The organism is Amycolatopsis sp. H20-H5, assembly GCF_035828755.1.
Lineage (GTDB): Bacteria > Actinomycetota > Actinomycetes > Mycobacteriales > Pseudonocardiaceae > Amycolatopsis.
The window spans coordinates 1-26,384 of sequence record NZ_JAYMZS010000120.1; the positions used below are offsets into that span (position 1 = coordinate 1).

The following is a 26,384-nucleotide window of genomic DNA, read 5'->3' on the forward strand; positions in this document are numbered from 1 at the left end:
ACGTGGCCCCGGCGCGCAGCACCGGCGCCATCAGCTCGGCCATCGCGGCGCCGACCGCGGCGTGTCCTTCCCAGCCCCAGTGCATCCCGTCGGGATTGCCCCGCCCGCTCAGGACGTGCTCGCCGACGACCAGGGAAAGGTCCAGCAACGGCACGCCCGCCCGCTCACCCCAGGCGCTCATCGCGGCGGCCGCGCGAGGACGCGCGGTGTGCACGTGCCCATAGGAAGCCGCCCGGTGCACCGAAGGAAGCATGCCGAAGATCGGCAGCTCCGGACGAAGGGCCCGCAAGGCACCGACCGCCGTGTCGAGGTAGTGGACCGTGAGTTTCGCGGGCAGCACGGTGGGACGCCCGCGGAAGGCGATCGCGAGTTTCGGTTGTGCCGCGAGATAAGCGCGGCGCACTTCCCTGCGCAGCGCGTCAGGCCTCAGGTACTTCAACCCGGTGCGCAGGTAGGTCGGCAGCGGCGAAGGCAGCGTGTCCATGCTGCCCACCGCGAACACCACGGCGTCTACCCCGCGCAGGTCCGCCCAGACGCGCGGGTCGCCGGTGAGCGACCACCAGGCGTCCCTTGCCGTCCAGCCGATCCCGGCGACGACGTCGGCCCGGCCGCCGAGCGCCGCGGCGGCGAGGTTCGGCCACAGCCGTGGTTCGTCGGAGGGGTAGGCGTCGTCAGGACCGTGGAAGCTCAGGGAATCGGCGAACACCAGCAGGCGTGGCGCCATCGGCTGTTATCCCGTGATGCCGGCGTTGTACGCGTACAGGCGCCAGTTGCCGTCACGCTTGGCGAGCTCGACCCAGTGGCAGTTGGCGATGCCGCCCAGCGCGGGCCACGCCGGCACCGGCAGGCCCATGAGCCGGGCTGTCAGCGCGATGATCAGGCCGCCGTGCGAGGCCAGGAAGACGGTTTCGCCCTCGTCCGCGGCCGACTGCTCGAGGTCGGTGACCACCTCGGTCGCCCGCTCGGCGACGTCCACCCTGGACTCCCCGCCCGGCGGGGCCCAGGTGGCGTCGACGCGCCACTTGTCTCGCTCACCGGGGTACGCCGCGTCGACCTCGTCCCCGGTGAGCCCCTGCCATTCGCCCAGATGGGTCTCGCGCAGGCGCTTGTCGACCCGCAGCGGGACGCCGATGGCCTCGGTGAGCACCGTCGCGGTGTCGGTGGCCCGGCTGAGGTCCGAGGCGATCACCAGATCGGGTGAGAAGCGGGCCAGTGCGGGCACGGCGAAGCGGGCCTGGTTCCAGCCGACCGGGGTCAGCGCGGAATCCAGGTGCCCCTGCATTCGCCCGGCGGCGTTGTAGTCCGTTTCGCCGTGCCGCCAGAGCACCAGCCGGCGCGGACTCACGCGGCCGGTCCGTCGGCGGAGTCCTCCTCGGTGGAGGCGAGCTCAAGGCCTTCGACCTCGATGCGGGGGCAGTCCTTCCACAGCCGCTCCAGGCCGTAGAACGAACGCTCCTCCTGGTGCTGGACGTGCACCACGACGTCGACGTAGTCCAGCAGCACCCAGCGGCCCTCACGGGCGCCCTCGCGGCGCACCGGCTTGTGGCCGCCGATCCGGAGCTGCTCCTCGACGTTGTCGACGATGGCACCGACCTGGCGCTCGTTGGGGGCGGACGCGATGACGAAGGCGTCGGTGATCACGAGCTGGTCGGACACGTCCAGCACGACCACGTCGCTGGCCTTCTTGTCCGCCGCCGCATGGGCGGCCGCTACGGCCAGCGCTCGTGCCTCGGACGTGGCTGTCACAGTGCTCAGTGCTCCTCGGGGTGTAGGTTCGCACCCTTCGGATAGGCGGGTGCGCCCGACGAGGGTACCCGGAGCGCCGGACGCCCCGTCAGTCACTCACCTCGTCCTTTGCGGTAGAGGTCGGTCTTCGTGATGTAGCGCACCACCCCGTCGGGGACGAGGTACCAGACGGGCTCGCCGCGCTCGACGCGTTCCCGGCACGTCGTGGACGAGATCGCCATCGCGGTCACCTCCACCAGGCTGACCTTGCCGCTGGGCAGATGGTGGGAGTTGAGCCGGTAACCCGGCCGGGTCACACCGATGAAATGCGCGAAGTCGAACAGCTCGTCTGCGTTGCGCCAGGTGAGGATCTGCTCGAGCGCGTCGGCGCCGGTGATGAAGAACAGCTGGTCGTCCGGGTACTCCTGGTGCAGGTCGCGCAGGGTGTCCACGGTGTAGGTCTGGCCCTTGCGGTCGATGTCGACGCGGCTGACCGAGAACACCGGGTTGGACGCCGTCGCGATGACCGTCATGAGATAGCGGTCCTCGGCGCGGGTGACCACCCGATCGACCTTCTGGTACGGCTGGCCCGTCGGCACGAAGATGACCTCGTCGAGCGCGAACCGCGACTGGACTTCGCTGGCGGCGACCAGGTGCCCGTGGTGCACGGGGTCGAACGTGCCGCCCATGACCCCGATCCGGCGTGGTGACATGGAAACGAGCCTATACATCGACGGGGGACGCGGCGCGCGGGTCGCCTCCCGCTCCCTGGCAGGCGGCCCGCACGCCACGCTCCGGCGGACCGAGGGGAACCGCCGGACGCCGGTTCACTCCCCCGAGAGGAACCCGCGTGCCCGGGAGAGTCGGGTCCTGGGCCGCCATGACGTCATCCATGATTGTGTTCTAGGTCACATTACCCCGCGGGAAGCGCGGTGACCGGTCCGTTCACCCCAGGGCGGGCCGCGGCCTGTCGGACCGATGGGGTAGAGGTGGGGGCGTGGACACCTCAACTCTGCGGGACCGGGCCGAGACGCTGCTGCGGGCGCTGGCCGGCGAGAACGCGACCCTGCGCGAAGACCAGTGGACGGCCATCGAGGCGCTGGTAGCCCATCGCCGCCGCGCGCTCGTGGTGCAGCGGACCGGTTGGGGAAAGTCCGCGGTCTACTTCCTGGCCACGGCCTTGCTGCGGGAGCGGGGCAGCGGCCCGACTGTGATCATCTCGCCGCTGCTCGCGCTCATGCGCAACCAGATCTCCGCCGCGGCCAGGGCCGGGATCCACGCGGCGACGATGAACTCGGCGAACGCCCAGGAGTGGGACAAGGTCCAGGAGGCGATCGCCGCCGGTGAGGTCGACGTGCTGCTGGTCAGCCCGGAGCGGCTCAACAACCCCGACTTCCGCGACACCGTGCTGCCCAAGCTGACCGCGACGGCCGGGCTGCTGGTGGTCGACGAGGCGCACTGCATCTCCGACTGGGGGCACGACTTCCGCCCGGACTACCGGCGCCTGCGCACGCTGCTGGCGGAGCTGCCCGACGGCGTGCCCGTATTGGCCACCACGGCGACGGCGAACGACCGGGTGGCCACCGACGTCGCCGAGCAGCTGGGCATCGGTGACGGCGCGGGCACGCTGGTCCTGCGGGGCACCCTGGACAGGGAGAGCCTGCGGCTCTCGGTGTGCAAGCTGCCGACGTCGCAGGCCAGGCTCGGGTGGCTCGCCGAGCACCTGGAGACCCTGCCCGGCTCCGGCATCATCTACACGCTCACCGTCGCCGCCGCCCACGACGTCGCGGGCCTGCTCACCGAGCGCGGGTACCCCGTGGCGGCGTACACCGGCAAGACCGACCCGGCGGACAGGCAGGCCGCCGAGGACGACCTGCTGGCCAACCGGGTGAAGGCACTGGTGGCCACCTCGGCGCTCGGCATGGGGTTCGACAAGCCGGACCTGGGTTTCGTGGCCCACCTCGGCGCGCCCTCCTCGCCGATCGCGTACTACCAGCAGGTCGGCCGTGCCGGGCGTGGCGTCGAGCGCGCGGAGGTCATCCTGCTGCCCGGCCACGAGGACAAGGACATCTGGGCCTACTTCGGCTCGCTCGCCTTCCCGGCGGAGTCGAAGGTGACCCAGGTGCTCAACGCGCTCGCCTACGCGGACCGTCCACAGTCGACAGCCGCGCTGGAGCCGATGGTGGAGCTTTCGCGGTCGCGCCTGGAGATGGTGCTGAAGGTGCTGGACGTCGACGGCGCGGTGCGCCGGGTCAAGGGCGGCTGGGAAGGCACCGGGCAGGACTGGCAGTACGACAAGGAGCGCTACGCCAGGGTCAGCGCCGCGCGGGACCGCGAGCAGTCCGCGATGCTGGAGTACCTCGACACCCCCGGCTGCCGGATGGAGTTCCTGCGCCGCCAGCTCGACGACCCGGACGCGACCCCGTGCGGCCGCTGCGACAACTGCACCGGCGAGTACTGGGACGCCTCGGTGTCGGACGAAATCGCCGACGCCACCCGGCAGCGGCTGCAGCGCCCCGGCGTCGAGGTCACGGCGCGGCGCATGTGGCCGACCGGGATGTCCGGGCTCGCCGTGCCCCTGTCCGGGCGCATCGCGGCGGGCGAGCAGGCCGAGCCGGGGCAGGTGCTGGGCAGGCTCACCGACGTCGGCTGGGGGACAAAGCTGCGTGAGCTCGTCGGCGCCCAGGCGAAGGACGGCGACGTGCCGGACTCGGTGTTCCAGTCCTGCATCGAGGTGCTGAAGGGCTGGCAGTGGGCCGAACGCCCGGTGGCCGTGGTCGAGATCCCGTCGGCGACGCGACCCCGGCTCACCCACAGCCTCGCGACCAGGCTGGCCACCGTGGGCAGGCTGGAGTTCCTCGGCAGCCTGGAGTCCGCCGGGCCTCCCCCGCGCCAGGCCAACAGCGCGCAGCGGCTGGCCGACCTGTGGCAGCGGCTCAGCCTTCCCGGCGAGGTGGCCGAGCGGATCGCGGCCACGCCGGGGCCGATCCTGCTGGTAGACGACCTGATCGACACCGGCTGGACGATGACGCTGGCCACCCGGTTGCTTCGCAAGTCGGGAGCGAAGGCCGTCCTGCCGTTCGCGCTGGCCAGTACCTCCTGAGCACCCGGGGCCCCGGCCGCCCGGACGAGTGAGACGCGCATGACAGAACGTTCTGTTTCATTTTCGTTGACCACCCAGCAGATCTGCCCCGCGGCCGAGACGATCGTCCTGGTCCACGGGTTGTGGATGACGCCGTTGAGCTGGGAGAACTGGATCAAGCGCTACGAGGGCTTCGGCTTCAAGGTGCTCGCACCCGCCTGGCCCGGCCTCGAAGGCGGCGAAGCGGCGATCCGTCGCCACTGGCCGGGCTCGGCATCACCGAGATCGTCGACCACTACGAGCGGGTCATCCGCGCGCTGGACAAGCCGCCGATCATCATCGGCCACTCGTTCGGCGGGACCTTCGTCCAGCTGCTGCTCGACCGCGGGCTCGGGGCCGCGGGCGTGGGCGTCGACTCCGGGCCGGTGAAGGGCGTGCTGCGCCTGCCGCTGTCGGCCCTGCGCTCCGCGAGCCCGGTCATCGGCAACCCCGCGAACCGCCGAAGAGTCGCGGAAGGTCTACGACCGCTACCACATCCCCGCGGCCGCCCGGGTGCTGTTCCAGGGCGCGTTCGCCAACTTCACGCCGCACGCCGTCACCAAGGTCGACTTCACCCGGCCGGGCCGGGCGCCGCTGCTGTTCATCGGCGGCAGCCGGGACCACATCGTGCCGCCCGCGATGAACAAGGAGAACGTGCACCGCTACCGCAACTCGGCCTCGGTCACCGAATACGTGGAGTTCCCCGGCCGCACCCACTACATCGTCGGGCAGGACGGCTGGGAGGACGTCGCCGACAAGGCACTGTCCTGGGCCGTCGGCCACACCCCGGTCAAGAGCTAGCCGCGGCGCGACAGCCCATCCTGCGACAGCTTCTTCCGGCAACAGCTTCTTCCGGCAACGCGGCATTTCTGGCAAAGTCCCAACGCACCACGGGGCGAACAGGAGGTGCCGGATGACCGAGTCGACCACGGGCACGGGGGTCCGGCACCGGCTGCCGGTGCGCAAGCTGTTCGCGGCGAGCGTGGGCAACGCGCTGGAATGGTTCGACTGGACCGTTTACGCGACCTTCAGCATCTACTTCGCGACCGCGTTCTTCCCGTCCGGCAACGACACCCTGGCGTTGATCAACACCTTCGCGACCTACGCGCTGGCGTTCTTCTTCCGGCCGCTCGGCGGGATCATCCTCGGCCGGTTCGCCGACCTGCGCGGCCGCAAGCCCGCGATGATCCTGACCATCGTGCTGATGGCGGGCGGCTCGGTGGCGATCGGGCTGCTCCCGACCTTCGCGCAGGTCGGCTGGCTGGCGCCGATCCTGCTGCTGCTCGCCAGGGTCGCCCAGGGCCTTTCGCTCGGCGGCGAGGTGTCCAACGCGTCGGCCTATCTCGGCGAGATCGCGCCGCCCGCGCGGCGCGGCCGGTACTCCGCGTTCTTCTACATCTCCACCGGCGCCGCCGTGCTGATCGCGTCGGTCCTCGGTTTCGTGCTGTCGAAGAACATGGACCGGGCACAGCTGAACTCCTACGGCTGGCGGATCCCGTTCCTGCTCGGCGGGGTGCTCGGGGTCATCGGCCTGTGGCTGCGGCGCAGCCTCGCCGAGACCGAGCAGTTCGAGCAGAACAAGGTCAAGGCCCAGCGGGTCAAGCGGCCGCTGCGGACCACGTTGGTCGAGCACCCGCGCGCGGTCGGGCAGCTGATCGGTTTCACGATGCTGTCGACGCTCTGCTACTACACGTTCTTCAGCGCGCTCACCTCGTTCGCGGTCAAGACTCGAAAGGCGGGCGACGTCGAGGTCTTCCTCGCGCTGTCCGTCGCCACCGCGTTGTTCGTCGCGCTGCAGTACCCGATGGGCGCGCTGGCGGACCGCTTCGGCCGTAAACCCCAGCTGCTCGTCTGGTCCGCGGCGACGGCGATCCTGGTGGTGCCACTGTCCACTTTGGTGCGACCGGGCTTCGGCGGGCTGCTCGTGGTGTTCTGCGTCGGCCTGTGCCTCTACACCGCGATGACCTCGATCGCGCCCGCCATCATGAGCGAGCTGTTCCCGACCGAACTGCGCGGGCTCGGCATCGGCGCCTGGTACAACCTCACCGTCGCGGTGTTCGGCGGCACCGCTCCCCTGGTGCTCAGCGCGCTGTCCGGCGCGGGCGTGTCGACGTTGTTCTTCTGGTACGTCGCGGCGGCGGCGGTGATCTCGTTCCTGGTGATCCTCAAGCTGCCCGAGACCAAGGGCAGCGAGCTGCGCTGAAACCGCGTCGCGGGGCCGGTCCCGCCCTGGCTACGCTCGCCCCTTCGGCGATCAGCGAAGGAGGGACACCGTGCGGTACGGTGATGTGGGCGAGGAACTGGCGCGACGCGTGGTGGACACGCTCCGGCGCGAACTCGACGTCGAACTGACCCCCGGCGAGGCACTCGTCCGGGTTTCGCCACGCGACGGCGTCGACTACCAGTGCGACGTCGCGATGAGTCTCGGCAAGCGGCTCGGCCGCGCTCCCCGCGAGATCGCGGCGGACCTGGCGGCCAAGACCGACCTCGCGGACCTCACCGAAACGCCCGAAGTCGCCGGGCCCGGGTTCCTCAACTTCGTACTGCGGCGCGACTGGCTCGAAGCGCGCGCGGCGGCGCTGGCCGGGGATCCGCGGCTCGGGGTCGCCCCGGCCGAACAGCCGCGGCGCGTGGCGATCGACTACAGCAGCCCGAACGTGGCGAAGGAAATGCACGTCGGGCATCTGCGCTCGTCGGTCATCGGTGACGCGATCACCCGGCTGCTGCGGTTCTCCGGGCACGAGGTGATCCCCCACAACCACCTCGGCGACTGGGGCACGCCGTTCGGCATGTTGATCGAGCAAGTGCTCAACGACGGCGCGAGCGGGCCGCGCACGATCAGCGACCTCAACGAGTTCTACCGGGCCGCGCGGGCGACATTCGACGCCGACGAGGCGTTCGCGACGCGTGCCCGTGATCGCGTGGTGCTCCTGCAGAGCGGCGACGAAGCCACGGTCGCGGTGTGGCGGCAGCTCGTGGACGAGTCGATGTCGCATTTCAGCCGCGTCTACGAACTCCTGGATGTGGAGCTGACACCTGAGGACAGCTACGGCGAGAGCTTCTACAACCCGCACCTGGCCGCGGTCGTGGAAGACCTGGAAGCGGCCGGGCTCACCGAGATCAGCGATGGTGCGGTGTGTGTCTTCCCGCCAGGCCACCGCAATCGCGAAGGCGACCGGTTGCCGCTGATCGTGCGCAAGCGCGACGGTGGCTTCGGCTACGCGGCGACCGACCTGGCGACCGTGCGCTACTGGACGGCCGAGCGCGGGGTGACAGACCTGCTTTACGTCGTCGGCTCCCCGCAGGCGCAGCATTTCGCGATGCTCTTCGCGGTCTGCCGGTCGGCGGGCTGGCTCACCGGCGAGCACCAGGCCGTGCACATCGGGTTCGGTTCGGTGCTCGGCCAAGACGGCAAGACGATGCGCACCCGCTCCGGCGAGTCGATCAAACTCGCCGACCTGCTGTCCGAGGCCGTGGAGCAGGCTTCGGCGCGCCTGGACGGCCGGTCCACCGAGGATCGGCACGACGTGGCGACCGCCGTGGGCATCGGAGCGGTCAAGTACGCCGACCTGTCCAGCGACCGGGAACGGGACTACACGTTCTCCTGGGACCGGATGCTTTCCCACGAGGGCAACACCTCGGTGTACCTCCAGTACGCGGTGGTCCGGGCCCGCTCGCTGCTGGCCAAGGCCGACCGGGAGCTCGACGGCACGCGAGTACGGATCACCGATCCGGCCGAACGCGCGCTCGTGCTCACGCTGCTCCGCTTCCCGGAAGCAGTGCGCGCCGCGACTTCGGCCTACGCGCCGCACAAGTTGTGCACGTTCCTGTACGAGACCGCCGTCGCGTTCTCCCGGTTTTTCGAACGCTGCCCGGTGCTCAGCGCGGAGGACGCCGAGGTCCGCGCGTCACGGCTCGTCCTGGTGGACCTGACCTCGAAGACGTTGACGCTCGGCCTGTCCCTGCTCGGCATCTCGGCACCGGACCGGCTGTAGCGGGAGCAAGGGACCCTTACTGCCGCGTGGGCGACAGTAAAGGTCCCTTGCTTCTCAGGAGGCGGCAGGCTCGCTGAACACACGCCGCTTCAGCGGGGGAACCGCTTCGAAGAGGCGGAACATGCCCTTCGCCATCCCGCGGCCGACCCTGCTGTCCGACACGAACTGCTCCGCGCTCCGCAGCGAGTCGCGCACCGCCGCGAAGCCGTACTCCCGCATCTGCCGCTCGTAGTCGCCGATGGCGTCCAGCAGGTCACGGCCGCGGTCGGCCGCGACCAGGTTGCGGCAGAGCAGGCGGGCGTCGCGCAGCGCGATGTTCGCGCCGATGCCACGGAACGGCGTCATGCTGTGGATCGCGTCACCCAGCAGCGTGACCGGGGACGGCTCCCAGGCGTCGACCGGCTCGGAGGTCCAGATGGGCAGCATGGTCACCGTGCCTGCCGGGGAGTCGGCCACCACCCGGCGGAGGCCGGGATGCCAGTCCGCGATCAGGCCGCCGACCAGGTCACGCAGGTCCCCACCGGCCATAGTGGACAGTGCGGCCGGGTCGGGATACCGCGCTCGATCCGCCGCGTAGGCCCACATGAGGTAGCTGCCGGTGTTGTCGAACAGGACGCCGTCGGCCTCGGCGGTGACGTCGTTACCGCCGAAACCGTTCACCTCCTCACGCATTCGGTGGGGCGCCACGAACATGCCGCACCCCCGGGGCGGCATGACCGAGTTCGGACCGTCGACGAGCCGGGCGGGCAGCAGGCGCCTGCTCTCGTCCGTCAGCCGGAACTTGCCCGCGATCGCGAGGATGCCGGTGTCCTTTCGCACGGCGTGCGGAAGCCGTTGCCCGCGCACCGGAGACCCTGACCCGTCCGCGCCGATCACCACGTCCGCGACAGCCGTGCTGCCATCGGCGAAGAAACAGGTGATCTCGCCGTCCGCATCCTGCTCGTAGCGCTCGAACCTCTTGTCGTAGTGCAGCACGCCTGCCAACCCGGACGACAGCACCTGGTGCAGCGTGATGCGGCTGACCGAGTAGTGCGAAGACTCGGGCGCCGAGCTCCGGATCAGGTCTTCCCCCAGCAGCAGCAGTTCGCGCAGTTGCTCGGTGACGAACCCGAACGCGGCGTCCTGCTCACCCGAAGTCGCCACGAACGCGTCCCACAGCCCGGACGGCAGACACTCGTGCAGAGCTCGCGCGCCCTGGGGGTTGATGTGCACCCGATACCCCTGCAGCCGCTCGGTGCGTGTGCGGCTCCGTTCGTACACGGCGACGTCGACGCCTGCCTGATGCAGCCCTTGCGCCAGGCAGAGCCCGCCGGTGCCCCCACCGATCACCGCTACCCGAAGTTTCCCCGTCATCCCCTGACTCCTTCCGTGTCGGGACCATAATCATCCTTACGTATGATTAAATCAACTCGAAAGATGATTAACTCATCGACTAGGGTGAGGACGTGTCCGAAGCCCTTCCTCGCAAGCCCCGACGCTCCCCTGGTGACGGCGAGCGCCAGCGCGACCCCGAACGGACGAAGGCGCGGATCATCGACGCCGCGAAGGCCGAGTTCGGGGCGAAAGGGTTCGCCGCGGCGCGGGTCGGGGACATCGCCGACCGCGCGGGCGTGAACAAACAGCTGATCTCGTACTACTTCGGTGGCAAGGAAGGGCTCTACCAGGAGGTGGCCTCGGGGTCCTTCCGCACCGGCCGCGCCATCTCCGATCCTGGCAGCCCGCTGGCGGAGGTCGTCTCGCAGTTCGTGCTCAGCACCTTGGCCGACCCGGACCTGGCGCGGCTGTTCCTGCGCGAGAACCTCACCGAAGACGCGTCCGGCGACGTCGGCGTCGAAGCCCAGCGGGAGTTCATGCAGCAGCAACTCGAGCACGTGCGCGGGCGGCAGGAAGCCGGGGACGCCCCAGCCGACGTGGACCCGGCCTACCTGATGGTCGCGCTCATGGGAGCGTCGAGCGCGGCACTGGCGCTGCCCAGGGTGGTGCGGGCGATCACCGGCTTGGAGCCGGACTCACCGGAATTCGTCCGGAAGTACGCGGAGCAGCTCGCGCGGCTCGTCGCGCATCTCGGGAAGTAGAGCTCAGCGGCGCAAGGGCACCAGATCGTCCGCGTGCACGACCTCGCGGCGCTGCTCGGCGGGCAGTTCGTGACTGGACCGGCCGATCAGCTCTGGCAGCTCGCTCGCGTCGAACGCGACGACCCCGCGCGCGACCGGACGATCCTTCAAATCGACCAGGTCCACGACGTCACCAGCCTGGAAATCCCCGGTCACGCCGGTGATCCCGGCCGCGAGCAGTGACCGGCGGCGGCGCACCACGGCGGCGACAGCCCCGTCGTCCAGCTGCAGCCTGCCGTTGACGCCCGCCGCGTAACCGAGCCAGAACCGGCGGGCAGACAGGCGGGAGTCCGCGGCGGTGAACGCCGTGCCGACCTCGGCGGCGCCGAGCGCGTCACCGGCCGCCGCGGCGGAAGCCAGCAGCACCGGGATGCCCGCCGCGGCCGCCGTACGGGCGGCGGCAAGCTTCGAAACCATGCCACCGGTGCCGAGCCCCGAGCTCGACATGCCGACCGAAATACCGTCCACATCGGACTCACCGGAAACCTCGGTGATCTTGCGAGTGGCGCCGTCACGGGGATCCCCGTCATAAAGAGCGTCCACATCGGACAGAAGGACCAACGCGTCGGCGCCGATCAGGTGCGCCACCAGCGCGGCGAGCCGGTCGTTGTCACCGAAGCGGATCTCCTCGGTGGCGACCGTGTCGTTCTCATTGACCACCGGCACCGCACCGAGCGCCAGCAGCCGGGAGAACGTCGCCTGCGCGTTGCGATAGTGCGCGCGCCGCACCACGTCGTCCGAGGTCAGCAGGACCTGGCCGACAGTCAGCGAATACCGGCCGAACGACTCGGCGTACGCGTGGGCCAGCGCGAGCTGACCCACGCTGGCGGCCGCCTGCTGGGATGGCAGGTCGCCCGGCCGTTTGCGCAGGCCCAGCGGCGCGAGTCCGGCGCCGATCGCGCCGGAGGACACCAGCACGATCTGCGTCTCCCGCGCCACCCGCGCGGCGATCGCGTCGACCAGCGCGTCCAGCCTGGCCGTGTCGAGCCCGTCCCCGGCCGTGGTCAGCGCGGACGAACCCACCTTGACCACCAGACGACGCGCACCCGCTATCGCCCGCCGGGTTTCACTCAACTTTCCAGCTCCGCCTCGTCGTCGTCGGAGAAGATCTCGAGCTCGTTGACGTTCTTCTTGGCCGAGTCCACCGGCACGGAGCTGGCGACGCCCGCCACCGGGTCCGGCCCGTCACGGCGGATGCGGCGCGCTTCCTTGCGGTCGCCGGCGCCGACGCGATTGCTGTTCTCCAGCCGGATGTCGGTGCCGCGGCCGGACAGGTGCGTCGCGATCCCGGCCGGGGTCGACGGCTCCCACTCGAACTGCACGTCGCCGATGGTGACCGGGCTGCCGGGCTTCGCGCCCTTGCGCGCCAGCGTGTCCTCGACGCCGAGCCGGTTGAGCCGGTCCCCGAGGTAGCCCACGGCCTCGTCGTTGGTGAAGTTGGTCTGGCGGATCCAGCGCTCCGGACGCTCGCCGCGCACGATGAACGCGCCTTCCTCGTCCGGGTCCACCTCGACGGTGAAGTCGACCTGGTTGACCGCCTTCGGCCGCAGGACGACCGTCTCGGCCTCCGGGACCGGCTGGTCCGCGCGGTACTTCTCGACCACGGCGGCGAGCGCGTACGTCAGCTCACGCAGCCCCGCACGGGACGCGGTGGAGATCTCGAAAACGCTGAGCCCGCGGGCTTCCAGCTCCGGGCGCACCATCTCGGCGAGCTCGGCGGCCTCGGGAATGTCCATCTTGTTGAGCACGACCACGCGGGGCCGGTCGTCCAGCGAGCCACCGAGGCTCGGCGTGTACAGCGAAAGTTCCTTCTCGAGCGCGTCCACATCGGACAGTGGGTCGCGGTCGGTCTCGAAGGTCGCGCAGTCGACGACGTGCACCAGTACGGCGCAGCGCTCGATGTGGCGCAGGAAGTCGAGGCCGAGGCCCTTGCCCTGGCTGGCGCCGGGGATCAGGCCGGGGACGTCCGCCATGGTGAACACGGTGGCGCCCGCGGTGATCACGCCGAGGTTCGGCACCAGGGTGGTGAACGGGTAGTCGGCGATCTTCGGCTTGGCCTCCGACAGCACGGAGATCAGCGAGGACTTGCCCGCCGAGGGGAAGCCGAGCAGGCCGACGTCGGCGACCGAGCGCAGTTCGAGCACCAGGTCACGGGTCTCGCCCGGCTCGCCCAGCAGCGCGAAACCAGGGGCCTTGCGCGTCTTGTTGGCGAGCGCGGCGTTGCCGAGGCCCCCACGGCCGCCCTTGGCGGCGACGAAGGTGGTGCCCGCGCCGATCAGGTCGGCGAGGATCTCGCCGTCCTCGGTCATCACGACGGTGCCAGAGGGCACCCGCATCTCCAGGTTCTCCCCGGTCGCGCCCGACCGGTGGGAGCCCTGGCCCAGCTTGCCCGCACCGGCGGTGGCGTGCGGGCGGAAGTGGAAGTCGAGCAGGGTGTGGACATTCGCGTCGACGATCAGCACGACGTCGCCGCCGTGGCCGCCGTTGCCGCCGTCGGGACCGCCGAGCGGCTTGAACTTCTCGCGGTGCACCGAGGCGCAGCCGTTCCCACCGTCACCGGCGGCCAGATGGATCACCGCGCGGTCAACGAACCGGGACGCCATGTCTTGCCTCTCTCACCACGAACTACGAGCACAAAAAAGGTGCGAGCCACGCTGGGTCTGCCAGCGGCCGCACCGTGGGGGTCCGGGGGCTCGGGCCCCCGGGTAGACACATGTAACAGGCGACGTGGTCCGCGTTTTCCGCGGACACACGTCGCCCAAAAACCGCCTGTTACGCCACGACGATGTTGACCGTCTTGCGGCCACGCTTCGTGCCGAACTCGACCGCACCCGCGGCGAGCGCGAAGAGCGTGTCGTCGCCGCCACGGCCGACGTTCACGCCGGGGTGGAACTTCGTGCCCCGCTGGCGGATCAGGATCTCGCCGGCGCTGACCGCCTGGCCGCCGAACCGCTTGACACCAAGCCGCTGGGCATTGGAGTCACGACCGTTGCGGGAGCTGGACGCGCCCTTCTTGTGTGCCATGGCTGCGAGCCTCTTCTAGTAGATGTGACGTCTTACAGGCTGATGCCGGTGACCTCGACACGGGTCAGCTTCTGCCGGTGCCCCTGCCGCTTGTGGTAGCCGGTCTTGTTCTTGAACTTGTGGATGCGGATCTTGGGGCCCTTGGTCTGCTCGACGACCTTGCCGGTGACCGAGACCTTCGCCAGCGCGTCCGCGTCCGTGGTGATGTCGCCACCGTCCACGTAGAGAACGGCGGGAAGGACATATTCGGTACCGGGCTCGCCTTCGAGCTTCTCGACCTCGACGACGTCGCCGACGGCCACCTTGTACTGCTTGCCGCCGGTCTTGACGATCGCGTACGCCGACACGGAAGTCTCCTGCTTACTCGACAACGGGTGGGGGTTTTGCGCCGACCGGCCCACTGGGGTGGTCCAGGATCTGGCGCAAAGGGTCCACTCTGGTGGTGGACCGCATTACAGGTTACGTGGGGTTCCCCGGTGCTTGTACACCGGGGTGCCCCACGGTGTTCGTTAGCTCTTCTCCGACGCGCTGACCGGCGGACCGGCCGGACGCGAAGCCGTACGGCGCGGACGCCGACGGGTGGAACGACCGGCCGGGGCCGGGACGTTCACCTCGGGCTCAGCAGGCTCAGCGGCCTCCTCAGCCCCAGAAATCTCCTGGGCTACCGGGACCTCAGCGGCGACGGGCGCCTCTTCGATCACCGGCTCAGCGGGCGGGTGGGCCTCCGGGGCGTGCCCGTTGAGCCCGGACCCCTCGGCGGCCACCTTCGCCGCGTGGGCGATGGCCTGCACGGCCGTGACCACGGACTCACGCTGCTCCGGGGTCGGCGCGGGCTGCACCGGCTCGGTGCGCGGCGCGGCGGCGGCCTCGTTCTGCCCGCCGTCGTCCCCGCCCTTGCCGCCACGGCCCCGCGAGCGGCGCGACGACGACCCGCCGCTCTGCTGCTGCTGACCGCCACCTCCGCCGTTGGCGCCGCCGCCGCTGTGGCTGTGCCCGTTGCCGCCGAGGCCGCTGCCCCCGGTCCCGGTGCGCTGCGGCTCGGTCGAAACCGTCACGCCGCGGCCCTTGCAGTGCTCGCAGGGGGCCGAGAAGGCCTCCAGCAGCCCGGTGCCGATCTTCTTCCGGGTCATCTGCACCAGGCCGAGCGAGGTGACCTCGGCCACCTGGTGCCGGGTGCGGTCCCGGCCGAGGCATTCGGTCAGGCGCCGCAGCACCAGCTCACGGTTCGATTCGAGCACCATGTCGATGAAGTCGATGACGATGATGCCGCCGATGTCGCGTAGCCGGAGCTGGCGGACGATCTCCTCCGCCGACTCCAGGTTGTTGCGGGTCACCGTCTCCTCGAGGTTGCCGCCCGAGCCGGTGTACTTGCCGGTGTTGACGTCGATGACCGTCATCGCCTCGGTGCGGTCGATCACCAGGTAACCACCCGAGGGCAGCCAGACCTTGCGGTCCAGCGCCTTGGTGATCTGCTCGTCGATCCGGTGGTCGGCGAACGCGTCGCCGGTGCCGACGTAGCGCCGGAGCCGGTCCGCGAGGTCCGGCGCGACGTTCTGGACATAGTTGTCGATCGTGTCCCAAGCCGTCGAGCCCTGGATCTCGAGCGTGGCGAAGTCCTCGGTGAACAGGTCACGCACGACCTTGACCAGCAGGTCCGGCTCTTCATAGAGCATGGTCGGAGCACCGGACTTCTTGCCGTTGCCGGCGTCCGCCTTCTCCTTGATCATGTCCCACTGGGTCTTGAGCCTGCTGACGTCGCGCTCGAGCTCTTCCTCCACGACGCCCTCGGAGGCGGTGCGGATGATGACGCCCGCGTCCTCCGGGACGATCCGCTTGAGGATGTCCTTGAGGCGGCGGCGCTCGTTCTCGGGCAGCTTGCGGGAGATCCCGGTCGCGCCGCCGGCGGGCACGTACACCAGGAAGCGGCCCGGCAGCGAGATCTGGGTGGTCAGCCGGGCGCCCTTGTGCCCGACCGGGTCCTTGGTGACCTGCACCAGGACGCTGTCACCGCTGGAGAGGGCCTGCTCGATCTTGCGGGCCTTGCCCTCCAGACCGGCGGAGTCCCAGTCCACCTCACCGGCGTAGAGCACGGCGTTGCGGCCGCGGCCGATGTCGATGAAGGCGGCCTCCATCGACGGGAGCACGTTCTGCACCCGGCCGAGGTAGACGTTGCCGACGATCGAGCCGGTGCCGGACGAGGTCACGAAGTGCTCGACGAGCACGCCGTCCTCAAGCACGCCGATCTGCGTGGAGTCGCCCTTCTCGGCGACGACCATGGTGCGTTCGACGGCCTCGCGGCGGGCGAGGAACTCGGCCTCGGACAGGATCGGCGCTCGGCGGCGGCCCGCTTCGCGGCCGTCACGGCGGCGCTGACGCTTGGCCTCGAGCCTGGTCGAGCCGCGCACGCTGCGCACCTCGTCACGGGCGGGCCGCTCCTCGCGGGCGGTCCGCTCGGCACGCTCGGGGCGTTCGGACTCGCCCTTCGACTGCCGGACGTGGGTGACCGTGTTGGGCGGGTCGTCGGTGGTGCCGTCGGACGAGTCGTCGTCCCCGCCCTTGCGGCGGCGACGACGGCGGCGGCGCTTGTTGCCGCCGTCCGAATCGTCCTGGGAGTCCGCATCGTCCTGGGCGTCGCCGGTGGTTTCGGCGTCTTCGGTCTTCTCGGCGGCCTCGACGGGCACGGCGGCTTCGGCGGACTCGCCGTCGCTGTCGGCGGACTGGCCACCCCGCGAACGGCGGCCTCGCGGCGCGCTCTCGGCCTGCTCGTCGTCACCTTCGGAAAGGCCGTCGGGACCCTCGTCGCCACCCTTGCCCCGGCCGCGGCCACGACGGCCACGACGGCGGCGACGGCGGCCGTTGGGGTCGTCGTCGTCCTCGGCCTGGTCCGCCTGGTCGACGGCCTGGGTCCGCTCCTGCTCGACGGTCTCCGTCTCGAGCTCCGGCTCCTGCTCGCGGGCCGGTTCGGGCTTGCGCTCCGGCTTCGCCGCGGCGGGCTCGGGCGGCAGGAAGATCGGCGACGGGGCGGCGAACACCGGCACGTGCACGGTCTTCGCACGGCGGCGCTTGCTCTCCGGCGCCGGGGCCCCCTGCTGCGCGGGAACGGGCTCGTCCGACTGGGCGAACGGACCGGCCGGACGCTCACGCTTCGCGGGCGCGGCGGCTTCTGTGGTGTCGGTGGTGTCTGTGGTGTCGGTGGTTTCCACGACGGCACCGGTGGCTCCGGTGTGCACGACGGGCTCGGTGATCTCGGTGATCTCGGTGGTTTCAGTGCTCTCAGCTGGGGTTTCGCCGCCGTCGAGGCCCAGCGCTCCGGCCACGCGCACCGCTACTTCACGGGTCACGCTGGACTGTGCGCTCCGGGTGGTCTCGCCCAGTTCGGCGAGCTTCGCCAGGAGTTCACGGCTGTTGGAACCGATGAGCTTCGCGAGAGCGTGGACCCTGATTCGAGCGGGCAGCTCGGCCAGTGGCCCGGTAGCAGGTGCGACGGTGTTCCCGCCGGGGTTCTCGGCGGGTGTGTCCGCGTTCGACATAGATCAATCTCCTCCGCCCCCGGGCGCGTCTGCCGGATTCACCCGGAAGGACGCGGCCGCGCAGGGGCCCCTTTCTGTTCGTTCCGCCGTGGTGGTCACCAACGGCGGGAATCCTTGCCTGCGCCGCGCGGGCGCCGGGGTTCCGGCTGCCTGCACGGCAAGGTCTACTCGGCGGCACACTGGCCAGGCTCGCGACGCTCGGGTCGCCCTCCACGTCGTCGAGCCGCCCGGCGAGCGGGCGGCGACGTGCGCGGTACTCGTTCAGCACACCACCGGGCCTCCGCACCGCGGGCATCACCTCTCACGGATGCCCGACAGCCCAGCGGCCACCCCGAGTATCCCACACCCGGCGGCGAGTGCTGTGTAGTCGGTGCCTCCGGCAGGCCGACCGGGCGCGCCGCGACCACCGGCCGGGGGAACTTTCCGGTAGAGCTTGTCCCCGTGACTCGCGGTGGCTACCGTGCGGCACGGGGTGCTCGGCAGCGCGGGGAAGCCGCTGCCGGGATCCGCTTTTCCGGCGTCTGGTGGGAGGTCCGGTGTCCCTGCTGGGGCGGCCGTCGTCCAGGGCGGCATGCGCCGCACTGCTGCTTGCCGGGCAACTGCTCGCGGGCTACACCCCGGTGGCGGCAGATCCGGCCGTACAGCCTGCTCAGGTCTGCGGTCAGGACGCCCGCACGCTCCGCTACGTCGTCGCCTTCGCCCGGGGGACCGCGGAGGACTCGGCACGGTCACAGATCACCTCGGCCTGCGGAGCGACCACGGTCTACTACCCCCAGATCGCGGTGGCCGTGGCCACCTCCACCAGCTCGGCCTTCACCGACCGGATCGGCGCGGACAGGGCGTTCAGCGCGCAGGCCGAGCGGATGGCCGCGCAGCGGGCGAGCGGAGACCCGGTGAAGCCCCTACCGGCGCGCGCGGCACTGCCCGCGACCGATCCCGCTCAGGTGCCCGCGGCCGACCGGCGCGAAGAGCAGTGGGACATGCGGGCGATCAACGCGGGCTGGGCCCACACGATCAACCAGGGCAGCAGCCGCGTGGTGGTCGGCGTTCTGGACTCCGGAATCGACCCGGACCACCCGGACCTGACGACGGCGCTCGCCCCCGAGGAGTCGGCGGGCTGCCTGACCGGCTCACCCGACCCGTCGAAGAAGGCCTGGGCGGCGAGCACGTCACCCCACGGCACCCATGTGGCGGGCATCATCGCGGCGGCCGACGACGGCAAGGGCATCACGGGCGTCGCGCCCGGCGTCCGCGTCGCGTCGGTGAAGGTGATCGACGACCGCGGTTACGTCGACCCGGAGGCCGCGGTGTGCGGGCTGATGTGGGCCGCCCGGCAGCACATGAAGGTGACCAACAGCAGCTACTTCGTGGACCCGTGGGCCCTCTCGTGCGCCCGCGGCGACGACCACGGCGTGGTGCACGAGGTGCTCGCCAGGGCCGTGGAGTACTCGACCTCGGCGGGCACGCTGAACGTGGCCGCGGCGACCAACGAGGCAGTCGGCCTCACCCCTTCGCCCCGCTCCGGGCTGGCCCCGCGACCCGGCGGCTCGGAATGCCAGGCGCTACCAGCGGGGTTGCGTGACGTCGTGGCCGTCTCCGCGGTGGACGCCGACCGGACCAAGGCGGGCTACAGCTCGTACGGACTGGGCGTGATCGACGTCACAGCACCCGGCGGCGTCGCCGGGCAGTGTGTGCTGTCCACCGTGCCCGGCGGGTACGCCCCGCTGTGCGGCACGTCGATGGCGTCACCCCACGTCGCGGGCGTGGTGGCGCTGCTGGCCACGACCCACCCGGACTACAGCGCGCGGCAGCTGCGCCGGACGCTCGACGGCCAGGCCGTGCCGATCCCCTGCCCCGCGGACTACGACCTCACCGGCGACGGATCCCAGGACGCCTACTGCGCGGGCTACGGCAGTTACAACGGCTTCTACGGCCACGGCATGGTGGACGCGCTGGCCGCTGTCGCCCCGAAACAGGTGAGACCGGACCGGGCCGGCTGAAGGTCGCCCTTGCTGCTCGGAAGTCTCTGAAGGCCACCATGAGGGCATCAGAGTCCCTCATGGTGGCCTTCAGAGACTCTCGGATTCGGTCGAGGTGGGGCGAATCGGCTCCTCCGGGGACTGCTGTCGACCGGGTGATCTTCAGCGGTTTGGGGGCTCAGGTGAGGAGGAGCTTGCCGATGCGGCGGGCCGAGGCGTAGAGGCCGATGGCGGCCATGATCACCAGGTACGCGACGTTGCCGAGCATGCCAGGGGTGAGGATGCCGGCGGACAGGCCCCGCATCAGCTCGATGCCGTGGTACAGCGGGAAACACCGCACCACCACCTGCAGCGGCTCGGGGTAGACCGACAGCGGGTAGAAGGTCGTCGAGAACAGGAAGAGCGGCATCAGCGCGAGCTGGATGTAGTCGAACTGCGACGTCGAGCGCAGGAACGTCACCGACGCCATGCCGACCGCAGCGAAGGCGAACGCGATCAGCAGCGCGACCGGGATCATCAGCAGCGCCCACCAGGAGACGACCAGGCCCATCGCCCCCATCACCGCGAGGAACGAGACCGCGTAGACCCCGCCGCGCAGTACCGCCCAGGCGATCTCGCCGAGCGCCACGTCGAGCGGGCCGATCGGGGTGGCGAGCATCGCCTCGTACGTGTTGGCGTAGCGCAGCTTGAAGAACAGGTTGTAGGTCGAGTCGAACACCGCACCGTTCATCGCCGAGGACGCGAGCAGCGCCGGGGCGACGAAGGCGACGTAACTGAGCGGCTGCCCGCCGGGGCCCACCACCTCGGTGACCAGCTTGCCGAAGCCGACCTGGAACGCGAGGAGGTAGAACAGCGGCTCGAAGAGCCCGGAAACGAACATCACCCAGGCGTGCGAGTACACCACCAAGGACCGCTCGACCAGCCGGCTCGCGCGCCCGCTGTAGATCCCCGGCGGCAGCATCCTGAGCAGCAGGCCGCGCCGCGCGGGAGGGGCGAGGACGCTCATTCAGACCACCAGCCGCCGGTAGAAGTACTTGTGTGCCAACGCCCACCCGACGCCCAGCAACGCGATCAGGTACGCAAGGTGCCCGGCCGCGGCGAGCGGGGGCACCCCGCCGAGGGAGACTGCGCGGGCCAGCTCGTTGCCGTGCCACAGCGGCGAGATCCAGGCGATCCAGCGGATCGCGCCCGGCAGCTGCGTGATCGGGAAGAAGGTGCCGGCGAACAACGTCATCGGCATCACCACGAACCGGAACACCAGGCCGAACCGGTTGCCCTCGTCGTGGGTCGTGGCGGCCAGCGCCATCACCGGGGCGGCACAGGACAGGCCTGTCAGCACTCCGACGAAGACCACCAGCAACGCCCCGGCGCTGGTCCACGCACCGAAGAACAGCGCTATCAGCAGGTACACCAGGCCCGCGAGCGCGAGCCGCAGCGACACCCAGATCAGCTGCCCGCCCAGCACCTGCCCCGGCGAGACCGGGGTGGCGGTGACGGCCACGTAGTCCTTCTGCCACTTGAACCCGGACAGCACCGGATAGCTGGCCTCGCCGACCGCCAGCTGCATCGCGCCCGAAACGAGCAGGGTGGGGGCGACGTACTGCAGATACGACACTCCGCCGGTGGCCGGGCCCGCCTGGACCTGCGAGCCGAACCCGAGGCCCATCGCCGCGAGGAAGAGCACCGGCTGCAGGCCGGACGAATAGAGCGTGGCCGTCCAGTACCGGCGATACCAGGTCCAGTGCCCCTCGACGCGCAGCCAGGCGGCGTGCCAGGAGCCGACGACCCGGCCTGTGCTGGCCGGTGTCCCGGTGGTCGTCATCAGTCCACCAGCTGACGGCCGGTGAGCCGGAGGAAGACATCCTCCAGTGAGCTGCGGCGCACCAGGCTGGACAACGGGCGCAGGCCGCGCGCGTGCACCTGCTCCAGGCTCGACTCCCCCGCCATGCTGTAGAGCAGCACCCGGTCGGGCAGCACCTCGACCCGCTCGGCGAGCCCCTCGACCTGCCGCGCGGCCGCCTCCTGTTCCCCGGCGGGGAAGCGCAGCTCGACGACTTCGCGGGTGGAGTACCGGGCGATCAGGTCCCGGGGCGAGCCCTCCGCCGCGATCCGGCCGTTGTCCATCACGACCAGCCTGTCGCACAGCTGCTCGGCCTCGTCCATGTAGTGCGTGGTGATGATCAGTGTGGTGCCATCCGCCTTGAGCCGGAACAGCCTGTCCCACAACAGATGCCGGGCCTGCGGATCGAGCCCGGTGGTGGGCTCGTCGAGCAGCAGCAGCTCCGGATCGTTGACCAGCGAACGCGCGATCGTCAGCCGCCGCTTCATTCCGCCGGAGAGCGGGTCGACCTCGTCGTCGGCGCGGTCGGTCAGCTGCGCGAACTCCATCAACTCCTCGGCTTTGCGCCGCACGTGTGCTCGGGAGAGCCCGAAGTAGCGGCCGTAGATCTGGAGGTTCTGGCGGACAGTCAGCTCGGTATCGAGGTTGTCCTGCTGGGGCACCACGCCGAGCCGAGCGCGGATGCGCGGGCCCTCGACATCCGGATCCATCCCGAGCACGCGCAGGTCGCCGTCGGTCCGCGGGGACACGCTCGCGATCATCCGCATCGTGGAGGACTTGCCCGCGCCGTTGGGCCCGAGGAAGCCGAACGCCTCCCCGCGGTGGACCTCGACGTCGATGCCGCGCACCGCCTCGAACTCGCCAAAGCGTTTCACCAGCGCTTTGGCCTGCACCATCGTCTGCGTCGCCGCCGGTTCTTGGTCCACGATCCGCACCCTAGGACGTGGCACCGACAGAATTCGACCGATTTGATGGGCCTACGGGCCCGACGGCTCCTCGCGACGGCCCCGGTACCAGCCGCCCCAGCTCTCCAGCTCGCGCACCAGCACCTTGAGGCTTTCACCCCATAGCGTGAGTGAATACTCCGTCCTGGGCGGCACTTCGGCGTACACGGCCCGCAGGAGGAGGCCGTCTTCCTCGAGCTCCCGCAGCTGCCGGGTGAGCATCCGCTGGGTGACGCCCGGCATCCCGCGCCGGAGCTCGCCGAAACGGAGCGGCCCGTCGAGCAGGAGCTTGAGGATGGCGAGCTTCCATTTCCCGCCCAGGACGACGAGCGGGACTTCGACGTCGCAGAAGCCGCCAATCTCCTCGACGCGCTCACGCACCCGGATCTTGCCCATTTTCGCAGTGTAGCGGGCACTATCGCCGCGACAGCGCTTTCGGGAGACCTGGGTAACAGCACGCACGGCGACCAAAGCCGTGACCTCGCACGGTATACGCTGTGTCCCTTGGGCACAGCTGGAGCCGCCCTTGACCGCGCCCGTCCGGCTGGCCGAGAGTCTGAAAATGTGACCCTCAGCCGATCGGCCTGTGCACGGCATCGGCATCATCACCAACCCGGCTCCCGAAGGCGCTGGCTGGTTCTGGCGGTTCTCTGCACGAGCCTGCTGCTGGCCGGGATCGACCTCACCGTGCTGCAGGTCGCGGTCCCAAGCCTGGCGCGCGACCTCGCCCCCAGCGGACCCGGCCTGCTCTGGATCGTCGACGTCTACTCACTGACCGTGGCCGCTTTCCTGATCGTCTGCGGCACCCTCGCCGACCGGATCGGACGTAAGAAGGTCGCGCTGGCCGGCTTCGCCGTGTTCGGCCTCGCGTCACTGGCAGCGGCCTTCGCGGCCGACACGCCGCAGCTGATCGCCGCCCGCGCCGTGCTCGGCCTCGGCACCGCGCTGATCATGGCGGCCACCGTGGCGATCCTGCGCAACGTCTTCCCCGACGACCGCGAGCGGGGGTTCGCGATCGGGTTGTGGACGGCCTCGCACAGCGTCGGCACCACCCTCGGCCCGCTGATCGGCGGTCTGCTCGTCGAGCATTTCAATTGGGGCTCGGTGTTCCTGGTCAACGTGCCGATCGTCGCGGTCGTCCTGGTCGCGGGCGCGATCTACCTCCCCGAGTCCCGCAACCCGGAAACGCGCCGCTGGGATCCCGCCAGCGTGGTGCTTTCCGTGGCCGGACTCGGCGGCTTCGCCTACGGGCTCAAGCAGATCGCCGTACCCGGAGGCCTGCCGCCCGCCGCGCTGGCCATCGGCGGCGGGGGGATCGCGTCGCTGGCCTGGTTCGTCCGGCGCCAGCACCGGCTGACCCAGCCGCTGCTGGACCTGAGCCTGTTCCGCAACCGGCGTTTCTCCGTCGCGGTGCTGGCGGTGTTCGGCTGTTTCGGCTCGTACGTGGCGATGCTGTTCCTGCTCATGCAGTGGTTCCAGCAGTCACGGGGTTTCTCGCCGCTGGAGGCCGGGGCGGCGATCGTCCCGCTGGCCGCCGCCAACGCACTCGGCGCGACGCTGGCCCCGTGGCTCGCCAACCGCTTCGGCGACCGGATCGCGATGACGACGGCGCTGGCGTCCTTCGCCGTCGCGCTGGGCTTCTTCGCGCTCAGCCCGGCCGTGTCGTCCTACACGGTGCTCGTGCCGGTGCTGGTGGTCGCCGGGTTCGGCGCGGGCATCATCATGACCTCCGGCGCGGACGCCATCACCTCGGCCGTGCGCCCGGAACGGGCCGGTGAGGCGGCCGCCATCCAGGAGACCTCGTTCGAGCTGTCCGCGGGCGTCGGCGTCGCGGTGCTCGGCAGCGTGCTGGCCGTCGGCTACCGCCTGCGCATCCCCGACCTGCCCTACCTTTCCGGCGGCCAGCTGACCGAGGTCCGTGCCTCCATCGCGTCGGCCTCGGGCATCGCGGACGGCCTGCCGCGAGCGGCCGCCGACACGCTCCTGGCAACGGCGAACTCGGCCTTCGACCACGGCGTCCGGATATCCGTCGGCTGCGCCGCCATCGTCCTGGTGGTGATATCGGTGGCCACGCTGACCCTGCTGGCCCCGTCGAGTCCGGTCTTCAAACGCGTCTGAGAACTGTCGCAGCAGCCGCCGCTCGAAGCCTCGGGCATCTGTCCTTCGAAGCCACCTACCCTCCACAAAGGACGGAAAGTCTACCCACTCGCCCGTTTCATACCGCCACGACCGTTTCATGCATGCCCCTGAAGGCCACCATGACAGCGTTAAACGCCGTGAAGGCTCCCATCAGGGCATGCGGCAAACCTGGGGTGGCGACTGAAGGGGACGCGGCCCTAGGCGCCAAACTGGACGACATGGCATCAGTTTCCGGACGCCTTCCTAAAGGGGCCACGCTGACGGCTGCACCGAGCCGAGCAGTGCCGACGTGCTCGGCTTCGGGTCATGCGGGCACCATAGGTTCGGTGGCCCCCACTACCGAACCGTTCGAAACCGCCCCGTGGCGCCGAGCACTGGCGCAGATCGCCGGACTTGCGTCAGGGCCGCCGCTGGCAGACGACCTCGACGTGACGTTGCACTTCCATCCCGACCGTCCGGCAGGTGAGCTGCTGCAGCTCAGCCCCGGGACGCACCCGCCCCGCTACGAAGCGGGCACCACCAACACCGGCTTGACCGCGCACCCCGGCGACGATCGCGTACGTTGGGAGCACAGCATGTTCGCCGGAGCCTACGACCGGGCCTCCTCGGCCCAACGCCCGAAGTACGGCTCCCTGAACCACCACCGCCATCCGGCAGGCGGCTCGCCGCGCTTCGGCTCGGCCCACCTGCGACTGGCCCGCCAAACCCTCCGGCGCACGACGTTCTCCTACCCGGGCGGCACCGATCTCACGGCCGTTGCCACGGCCGAGCACATGCCGTTGATCGCATCGGCGGACTCGGATCATCACATCGAGGCACACGTGCACGGCGCGCTGCGACTGAACCGCGACATCGAGGCGGTGGTCCTGGACCCTTCGTACCGTGGCACCGAGATCGAGACAGCAGCGGCCGCACTACCGTTCCCGACCGAGTGGCACGACGGGTTCCGCCTGCATGTCGACCAGCTCGGCGGTGATGAATTGACCAACCTGATCGCCGTGGACGGGTGGCTCGACGCCCGGATCATCGGTGACGCGGTCCGCGCGGGGCGCTACGACGCGGAGGCTCTTGACGGGCTGTGGCATTGCGTCGCCAAGCACGGCTATTTGGGGCCCGACCTTCGTGAGAACATCTGACACCTTGAAGCGCCACTCTTGCTTGTCAAGACGCTACGACTGAGATGAACGGTCCGTTCATGGCATTTGTGGCGGGAGGGCCCGGTCGGCCTGTGTCGGCTGTTCAGGCGGTGATCGAGCGTCTGCGACAACCAGGCCCGCCGGACAGCCGACACGCTGACGGAGTGGCCAACGCCGCGGGCATCCCGGAACGACGGTCTTTCAACCGTCCACTTTGGTCAGAAGGGTGCTGGGGTTCTGGGTTAGTGGAAGGCGGGTGGTGGGAGCACCGGTCAGCCTGTGTCTGCCGTTCAGGCGATGATCGAGCGTCTCCGACAACCAGCCACCGCCGCGGGAGCCCAACGGAGTGGCCAACAGCGCGGGCATCCCGGAACGACGGGACCGAGGGTCACGCGACGCCAGCGCTCTCCAGGAGGCCTTCATCTGGGCGGTAGGGCTTACGCGCGGCAGATCAGATATGGGCACCCTTCAGCTCGACCAGAGGGACGCCTGAACTCCTTTTCTTTCACAGGTACGGGTCTTTCAACCGTCCACTTTGGTCAGAAGGGTGCTGGGGTGCGGGATTCGTGGAAGGCGGGTGGCGGGCTGGTGTGGGTGCGACGGGAGGGGGTGGTGATGGTCAAGGTTCCATCGGGTGCGGTGGTGTAGGTCCAGCCGGGTTCTTCTTTGACGAGGTTGTGGCTTCTGCATTGGCCGGTGAGGTTGGTGTCGGAGGTTTCGCCGTCGCTTGCCCAGGGGATGGAGTGGTCGGTGTCGCAGTGGTGGGCGGGTCGGTGGCAGCCGTTGGTGCGGCATTCCCGGTCGCGGACGCGGATGAACGCGTCGAGGTCTGTCGGG

The 26,384-nt window shown here is 70.1% G+C and carries 23 protein-coding genes and 1 pseudogene; 8 read left to right on the forward strand and 16 right to left on the reverse strand.

Features of this window, described 5'->3' with window-relative positions; all coding sequences use genetic code 11:
* From octT to nadD, 4 genes are all read right to left on the reverse strand, one after another.
* A partial coding sequence (octT, locus tag QMK34_RS39020) for a diglucosylglycerate octanoyltransferase (protein WP_326419828.1) occupies positions 1-724 on the reverse strand: 724 nt, incomplete at its 3' end.
* Between the two features lie 6 nt (positions 725-730).
* A complete protein-coding gene (locus QMK34_RS39025) occupies positions 731-1,345 on the reverse strand; it encodes a histidine phosphatase family protein (protein ID WP_326419830.1) in 615 nt (204 codons plus the stop codon).
* Positions 1,342-1,746 carry a ribosome silencing factor gene (rsfS, locus tag QMK34_RS39030; protein WP_326419831.1) on the reverse strand — a complete coding sequence of 135 codons (405 nt, stop codon included), beginning with the start codon at positions 1,744-1,746 and terminating at the stop codon, positions 1,342-1,344. Before rsfS ends, QMK34_RS39025 begins: the two co-directional genes overlap by 4 nt.
* Before the next feature lie 92 nt (positions 1,747-1,838).
* The gene (gene nadD / locus QMK34_RS39035) at positions 1,839-2,438 is read right to left on the reverse strand and encodes a nicotinate-nucleotide adenylyltransferase (RefSeq protein WP_326419832.1); all 600 of its coding nucleotides are present in this window, start codon (positions 2,436-2,438) and stop codon (positions 1,839-1,841) included.
* Between the two features lie 284 nt (positions 2,439-2,722).
* Between nadD and QMK34_RS39040 the strand changes: the two genes are divergently transcribed.
* On the forward strand, positions 2,723-4,828 hold the full coding sequence (locus tag QMK34_RS39040) for a RecQ family ATP-dependent DNA helicase (protein ID WP_326419833.1): 2,106 nt from the start codon (positions 2,723-2,725) through the stop codon (positions 4,826-4,828).
* Positions 4,829-5,102: 274 nt separating this feature from the next.
* On the opposite strand, the gene QMK34_RS39045 is transcribed toward QMK34_RS39040, so the two are convergent.
* The gene (locus QMK34_RS39045; RefSeq protein WP_326419834.1) at positions 5,103-5,288 is read right to left on the reverse strand and encodes a hypothetical protein; all 186 of its coding nucleotides are present in this window, start codon (positions 5,286-5,288) and stop codon (positions 5,103-5,105) included.
* Between the two features lie 71 nt (positions 5,289-5,359).
* Here QMK34_RS39045 and QMK34_RS39050 point away from each other — a divergent pair, with 71 nt between their 5' ends.
* The 3 genes from QMK34_RS39050 (at position 5,360) to argS (ending at position 8,841) form a co-directional block, all read left to right on the forward strand.
* On the forward strand, positions 5,360-5,647 hold the full coding sequence (locus QMK34_RS39050; protein ID WP_326419835.1) for a hypothetical protein: 288 nt from the start codon (positions 5,360-5,362) through the stop codon (positions 5,645-5,647).
* Between the two features lie 112 nt (positions 5,648-5,759).
* On the forward strand, positions 5,760-7,049 hold the full coding sequence (locus QMK34_RS39055) for an MFS transporter (protein WP_326419836.1): 1,290 nt from the start codon (positions 5,760-5,762) through the stop codon (positions 7,047-7,049).
* A 70-nt stretch (positions 7,050-7,119) separates the two neighbouring features.
* Entirely contained in the window at positions 7,120-8,841 is a 1,722-nt protein-coding gene (argS, locus tag QMK34_RS39060; RefSeq protein WP_326419837.1) for an arginine--tRNA ligase, read from the forward strand.
* A gap of 54 nt (positions 8,842-8,895) precedes the next feature.
* Here argS and QMK34_RS39065 read toward each other — a convergent pair whose 3' ends face one another.
* Positions 8,896-10,194: an FAD-dependent oxidoreductase gene (locus QMK34_RS39065; protein WP_326419838.1), complete on the reverse strand. Its 1,299-nt coding sequence runs from the start codon at positions 10,192-10,194 to the stop codon at positions 8,896-8,898.
* A gap of 92 nt (positions 10,195-10,286) precedes the next feature.
* Between QMK34_RS39065 and QMK34_RS39070 the strand changes: the two genes are divergently transcribed.
* Positions 10,287-10,916 carry a TetR/AcrR family transcriptional regulator gene (locus tag QMK34_RS39070; RefSeq protein ID WP_326419839.1) on the forward strand — a complete coding sequence of 210 codons (630 nt, stop codon included), beginning with the start codon at positions 10,287-10,289 and terminating at the stop codon, positions 10,914-10,916.
* A gap of 3 nt (positions 10,917-10,919) precedes the next feature.
* Here QMK34_RS39070 and proB read toward each other — a convergent pair whose 3' ends face one another.
* The 5 genes from proB to QMK34_RS39095 all read right to left on the reverse strand — a co-directional run bounded on the left by proB (position 10,920) and on the right by QMK34_RS39095 (position 17,509).
* The gene (proB, locus tag QMK34_RS39075) at positions 10,920-12,029 is read right to left on the reverse strand and encodes a glutamate 5-kinase (RefSeq protein WP_326419840.1); all 1,110 of its coding nucleotides are present in this window, start codon (positions 12,027-12,029) and stop codon (positions 10,920-10,922) included.
* Positions 12,026-13,558 (reverse strand): GTPase ObgE, encoded by a 1,533-nt coding sequence (obgE, locus tag QMK34_RS39080; protein WP_326419841.1) that lies wholly within the window; start codon positions 13,556-13,558, stop codon positions 12,026-12,028. The genes proB and obgE overlap by 4 nt, the downstream gene beginning before the upstream one ends.
* A 169-nt stretch (positions 13,559-13,727) precedes the next feature.
* Positions 13,728-13,979, reverse strand: coding sequence for a 50S ribosomal protein L27 (rpmA, locus tag QMK34_RS39085; RefSeq protein WP_326419842.1), 252 nt, complete (start codon positions 13,977-13,979; stop codon positions 13,728-13,730).
* A 32-nt stretch (positions 13,980-14,011) separates the two neighbouring features.
* On the reverse strand, positions 14,012-14,326 hold the full coding sequence (gene rplU, locus QMK34_RS39090) for a 50S ribosomal protein L21 (protein ID WP_326419843.1): 315 nt from the start codon (positions 14,324-14,326) through the stop codon (positions 14,012-14,014).
* A 162-nt stretch (positions 14,327-14,488) separates the two neighbouring features.
* Positions 14,489-17,509: a translation initiation factor IF-2 N-terminal domain-containing protein gene (locus QMK34_RS39095; RefSeq protein WP_326419844.1), complete on the reverse strand. Its 3,021-nt coding sequence runs from the start codon at positions 17,507-17,509 to the stop codon at positions 14,489-14,491.
* Positions 17,510-18,045: 536 nt separating this feature from the next.
* Here QMK34_RS39095 and QMK34_RS39100 point away from each other — a divergent pair.
* Positions 18,046-19,509: a S8 family peptidase gene (locus QMK34_RS39100; protein ID WP_326419845.1), complete on the forward strand. Its 1,464-nt coding sequence runs from the start codon at positions 18,046-18,048 to the stop codon at positions 19,507-19,509.
* A 157-nt stretch (positions 19,510-19,666) separates the two neighbouring features.
* Here the strand turns inward: QMK34_RS39100 and QMK34_RS39105 are convergent, their stop codons facing one another.
* From QMK34_RS39105 to QMK34_RS39120, 4 genes are all read right to left on the reverse strand, one after another.
* Positions 19,667-20,494 carry an ABC transporter permease gene (locus QMK34_RS39105; protein WP_326419846.1) on the reverse strand — a complete coding sequence of 276 codons (828 nt, stop codon included), beginning with the start codon at positions 20,492-20,494 and terminating at the stop codon, positions 19,667-19,669.
* Entirely contained in the window at positions 20,495-21,310 is an 816-nt protein-coding gene (locus QMK34_RS39110) for an ABC transporter permease (RefSeq protein WP_326419847.1), read from the reverse strand.
* Positions 21,310-22,224, reverse strand: coding sequence for an ABC transporter ATP-binding protein (locus QMK34_RS39115; RefSeq protein WP_326419852.1), 915 nt, complete (start codon positions 22,222-22,224; stop codon positions 21,310-21,312). The genes QMK34_RS39110 and QMK34_RS39115 overlap by 1 nt, the downstream gene beginning before the upstream one ends.
* Before the next feature lie 81 nt (positions 22,225-22,305).
* Positions 22,306-22,668, reverse strand: a complete 363-nt coding sequence (locus tag QMK34_RS39120) for a winged helix-turn-helix transcriptional regulator (RefSeq protein WP_326419848.1) — start codon at positions 22,666-22,668, stop codon at positions 22,306-22,308.
* 168 nt (positions 22,669-22,836) lie between these two features.
* Between QMK34_RS39120 and QMK34_RS39125 the strand changes: the two genes are divergently transcribed.
* Complete coding sequence (locus QMK34_RS39125) at positions 22,837-24,390, forward strand: MFS transporter (RefSeq protein WP_326419849.1); 1,554 nt, start codon at positions 22,837-22,839, stop codon at positions 24,388-24,390.
* 347 nt (positions 24,391-24,737) lie between these two features.
* Entirely contained in the window at positions 24,738-25,547 is an 810-nt protein-coding gene (locus QMK34_RS39130; RefSeq protein ID WP_326419850.1) for a DUF3626 domain-containing protein, read from the forward strand.
* A 539-nt stretch (positions 25,548-26,086) separates the two neighbouring features.
* Here the strand turns inward: QMK34_RS39130 and QMK34_RS39135 are convergent.
* Positions 26,087-26,384 (reverse strand): annotated as a pseudogene (locus QMK34_RS39135) (HNH endonuclease signature motif containing protein); the annotation flags it as partial.

Coding starts and splice junctions, on each gene's coding strand:
- nadD (WP_326419832.1), bottom strand. CDS start 2,438: ATGTCACCACGCCGGATCGGGGTCATGGGCGGCACGTTCGACCCCGTG.
- QMK34_RS39045 (WP_326419834.1), bottom strand. CDS start 5,288: ATGACCGGGCTCGCGGAGCGCAGGGCCGACAGCGGCAGGCGCAGCACG.
- QMK34_RS39055 (WP_326419836.1), top strand. CDS start 5,760: ATGACCGAGTCGACCACGGGCACGGGGGTCCGGCACCGGCTGCCGGTG.
- QMK34_RS39065 (WP_326419838.1), bottom strand. CDS start 10,194: ATGACGGGGAAACTTCGGGTAGCGGTGATCGGTGGGGGCACCGGCGGG.
- obgE (WP_326419841.1), bottom strand. CDS start 13,558: ATGGCGTCCCGGTTCGTTGACCGCGCGGTGATCCATCTGGCCGCCGGT.
- rpmA (WP_326419842.1), bottom strand. CDS start 13,979: ATGGCACACAAGAAGGGCGCGTCCAGCTCCCGCAACGGTCGTGACTCC.
- QMK34_RS39095 (WP_326419844.1), bottom strand. CDS start 17,509: ATGTCGAACGCGGACACACCCGCCGAGAACCCCGGCGGGAACACCGTC.
- QMK34_RS39105 (WP_326419846.1), bottom strand. CDS start 20,494: ATGAGCGTCCTCGCCCCTCCCGCGCGGCGCGGCCTGCTGCTCAGGATG.
- QMK34_RS39110 (WP_326419847.1), bottom strand. CDS start 21,310: ATGACGACCACCGGGACACCGGCCAGCACAGGCCGGGTCGTCGGCTCC.
- QMK34_RS39115 (WP_326419852.1), bottom strand. CDS start 22,224: ATGGTGCAGGCCAAAGCGCTGGTGAAACGCTTTGGCGAGTTCGAGGCG.
- QMK34_RS39120 (WP_326419848.1), bottom strand. CDS start 22,668: ATGGGCAAGATCCGGGTGCGTGAGCGCGTCGAGGAGATTGGCGGCTTC.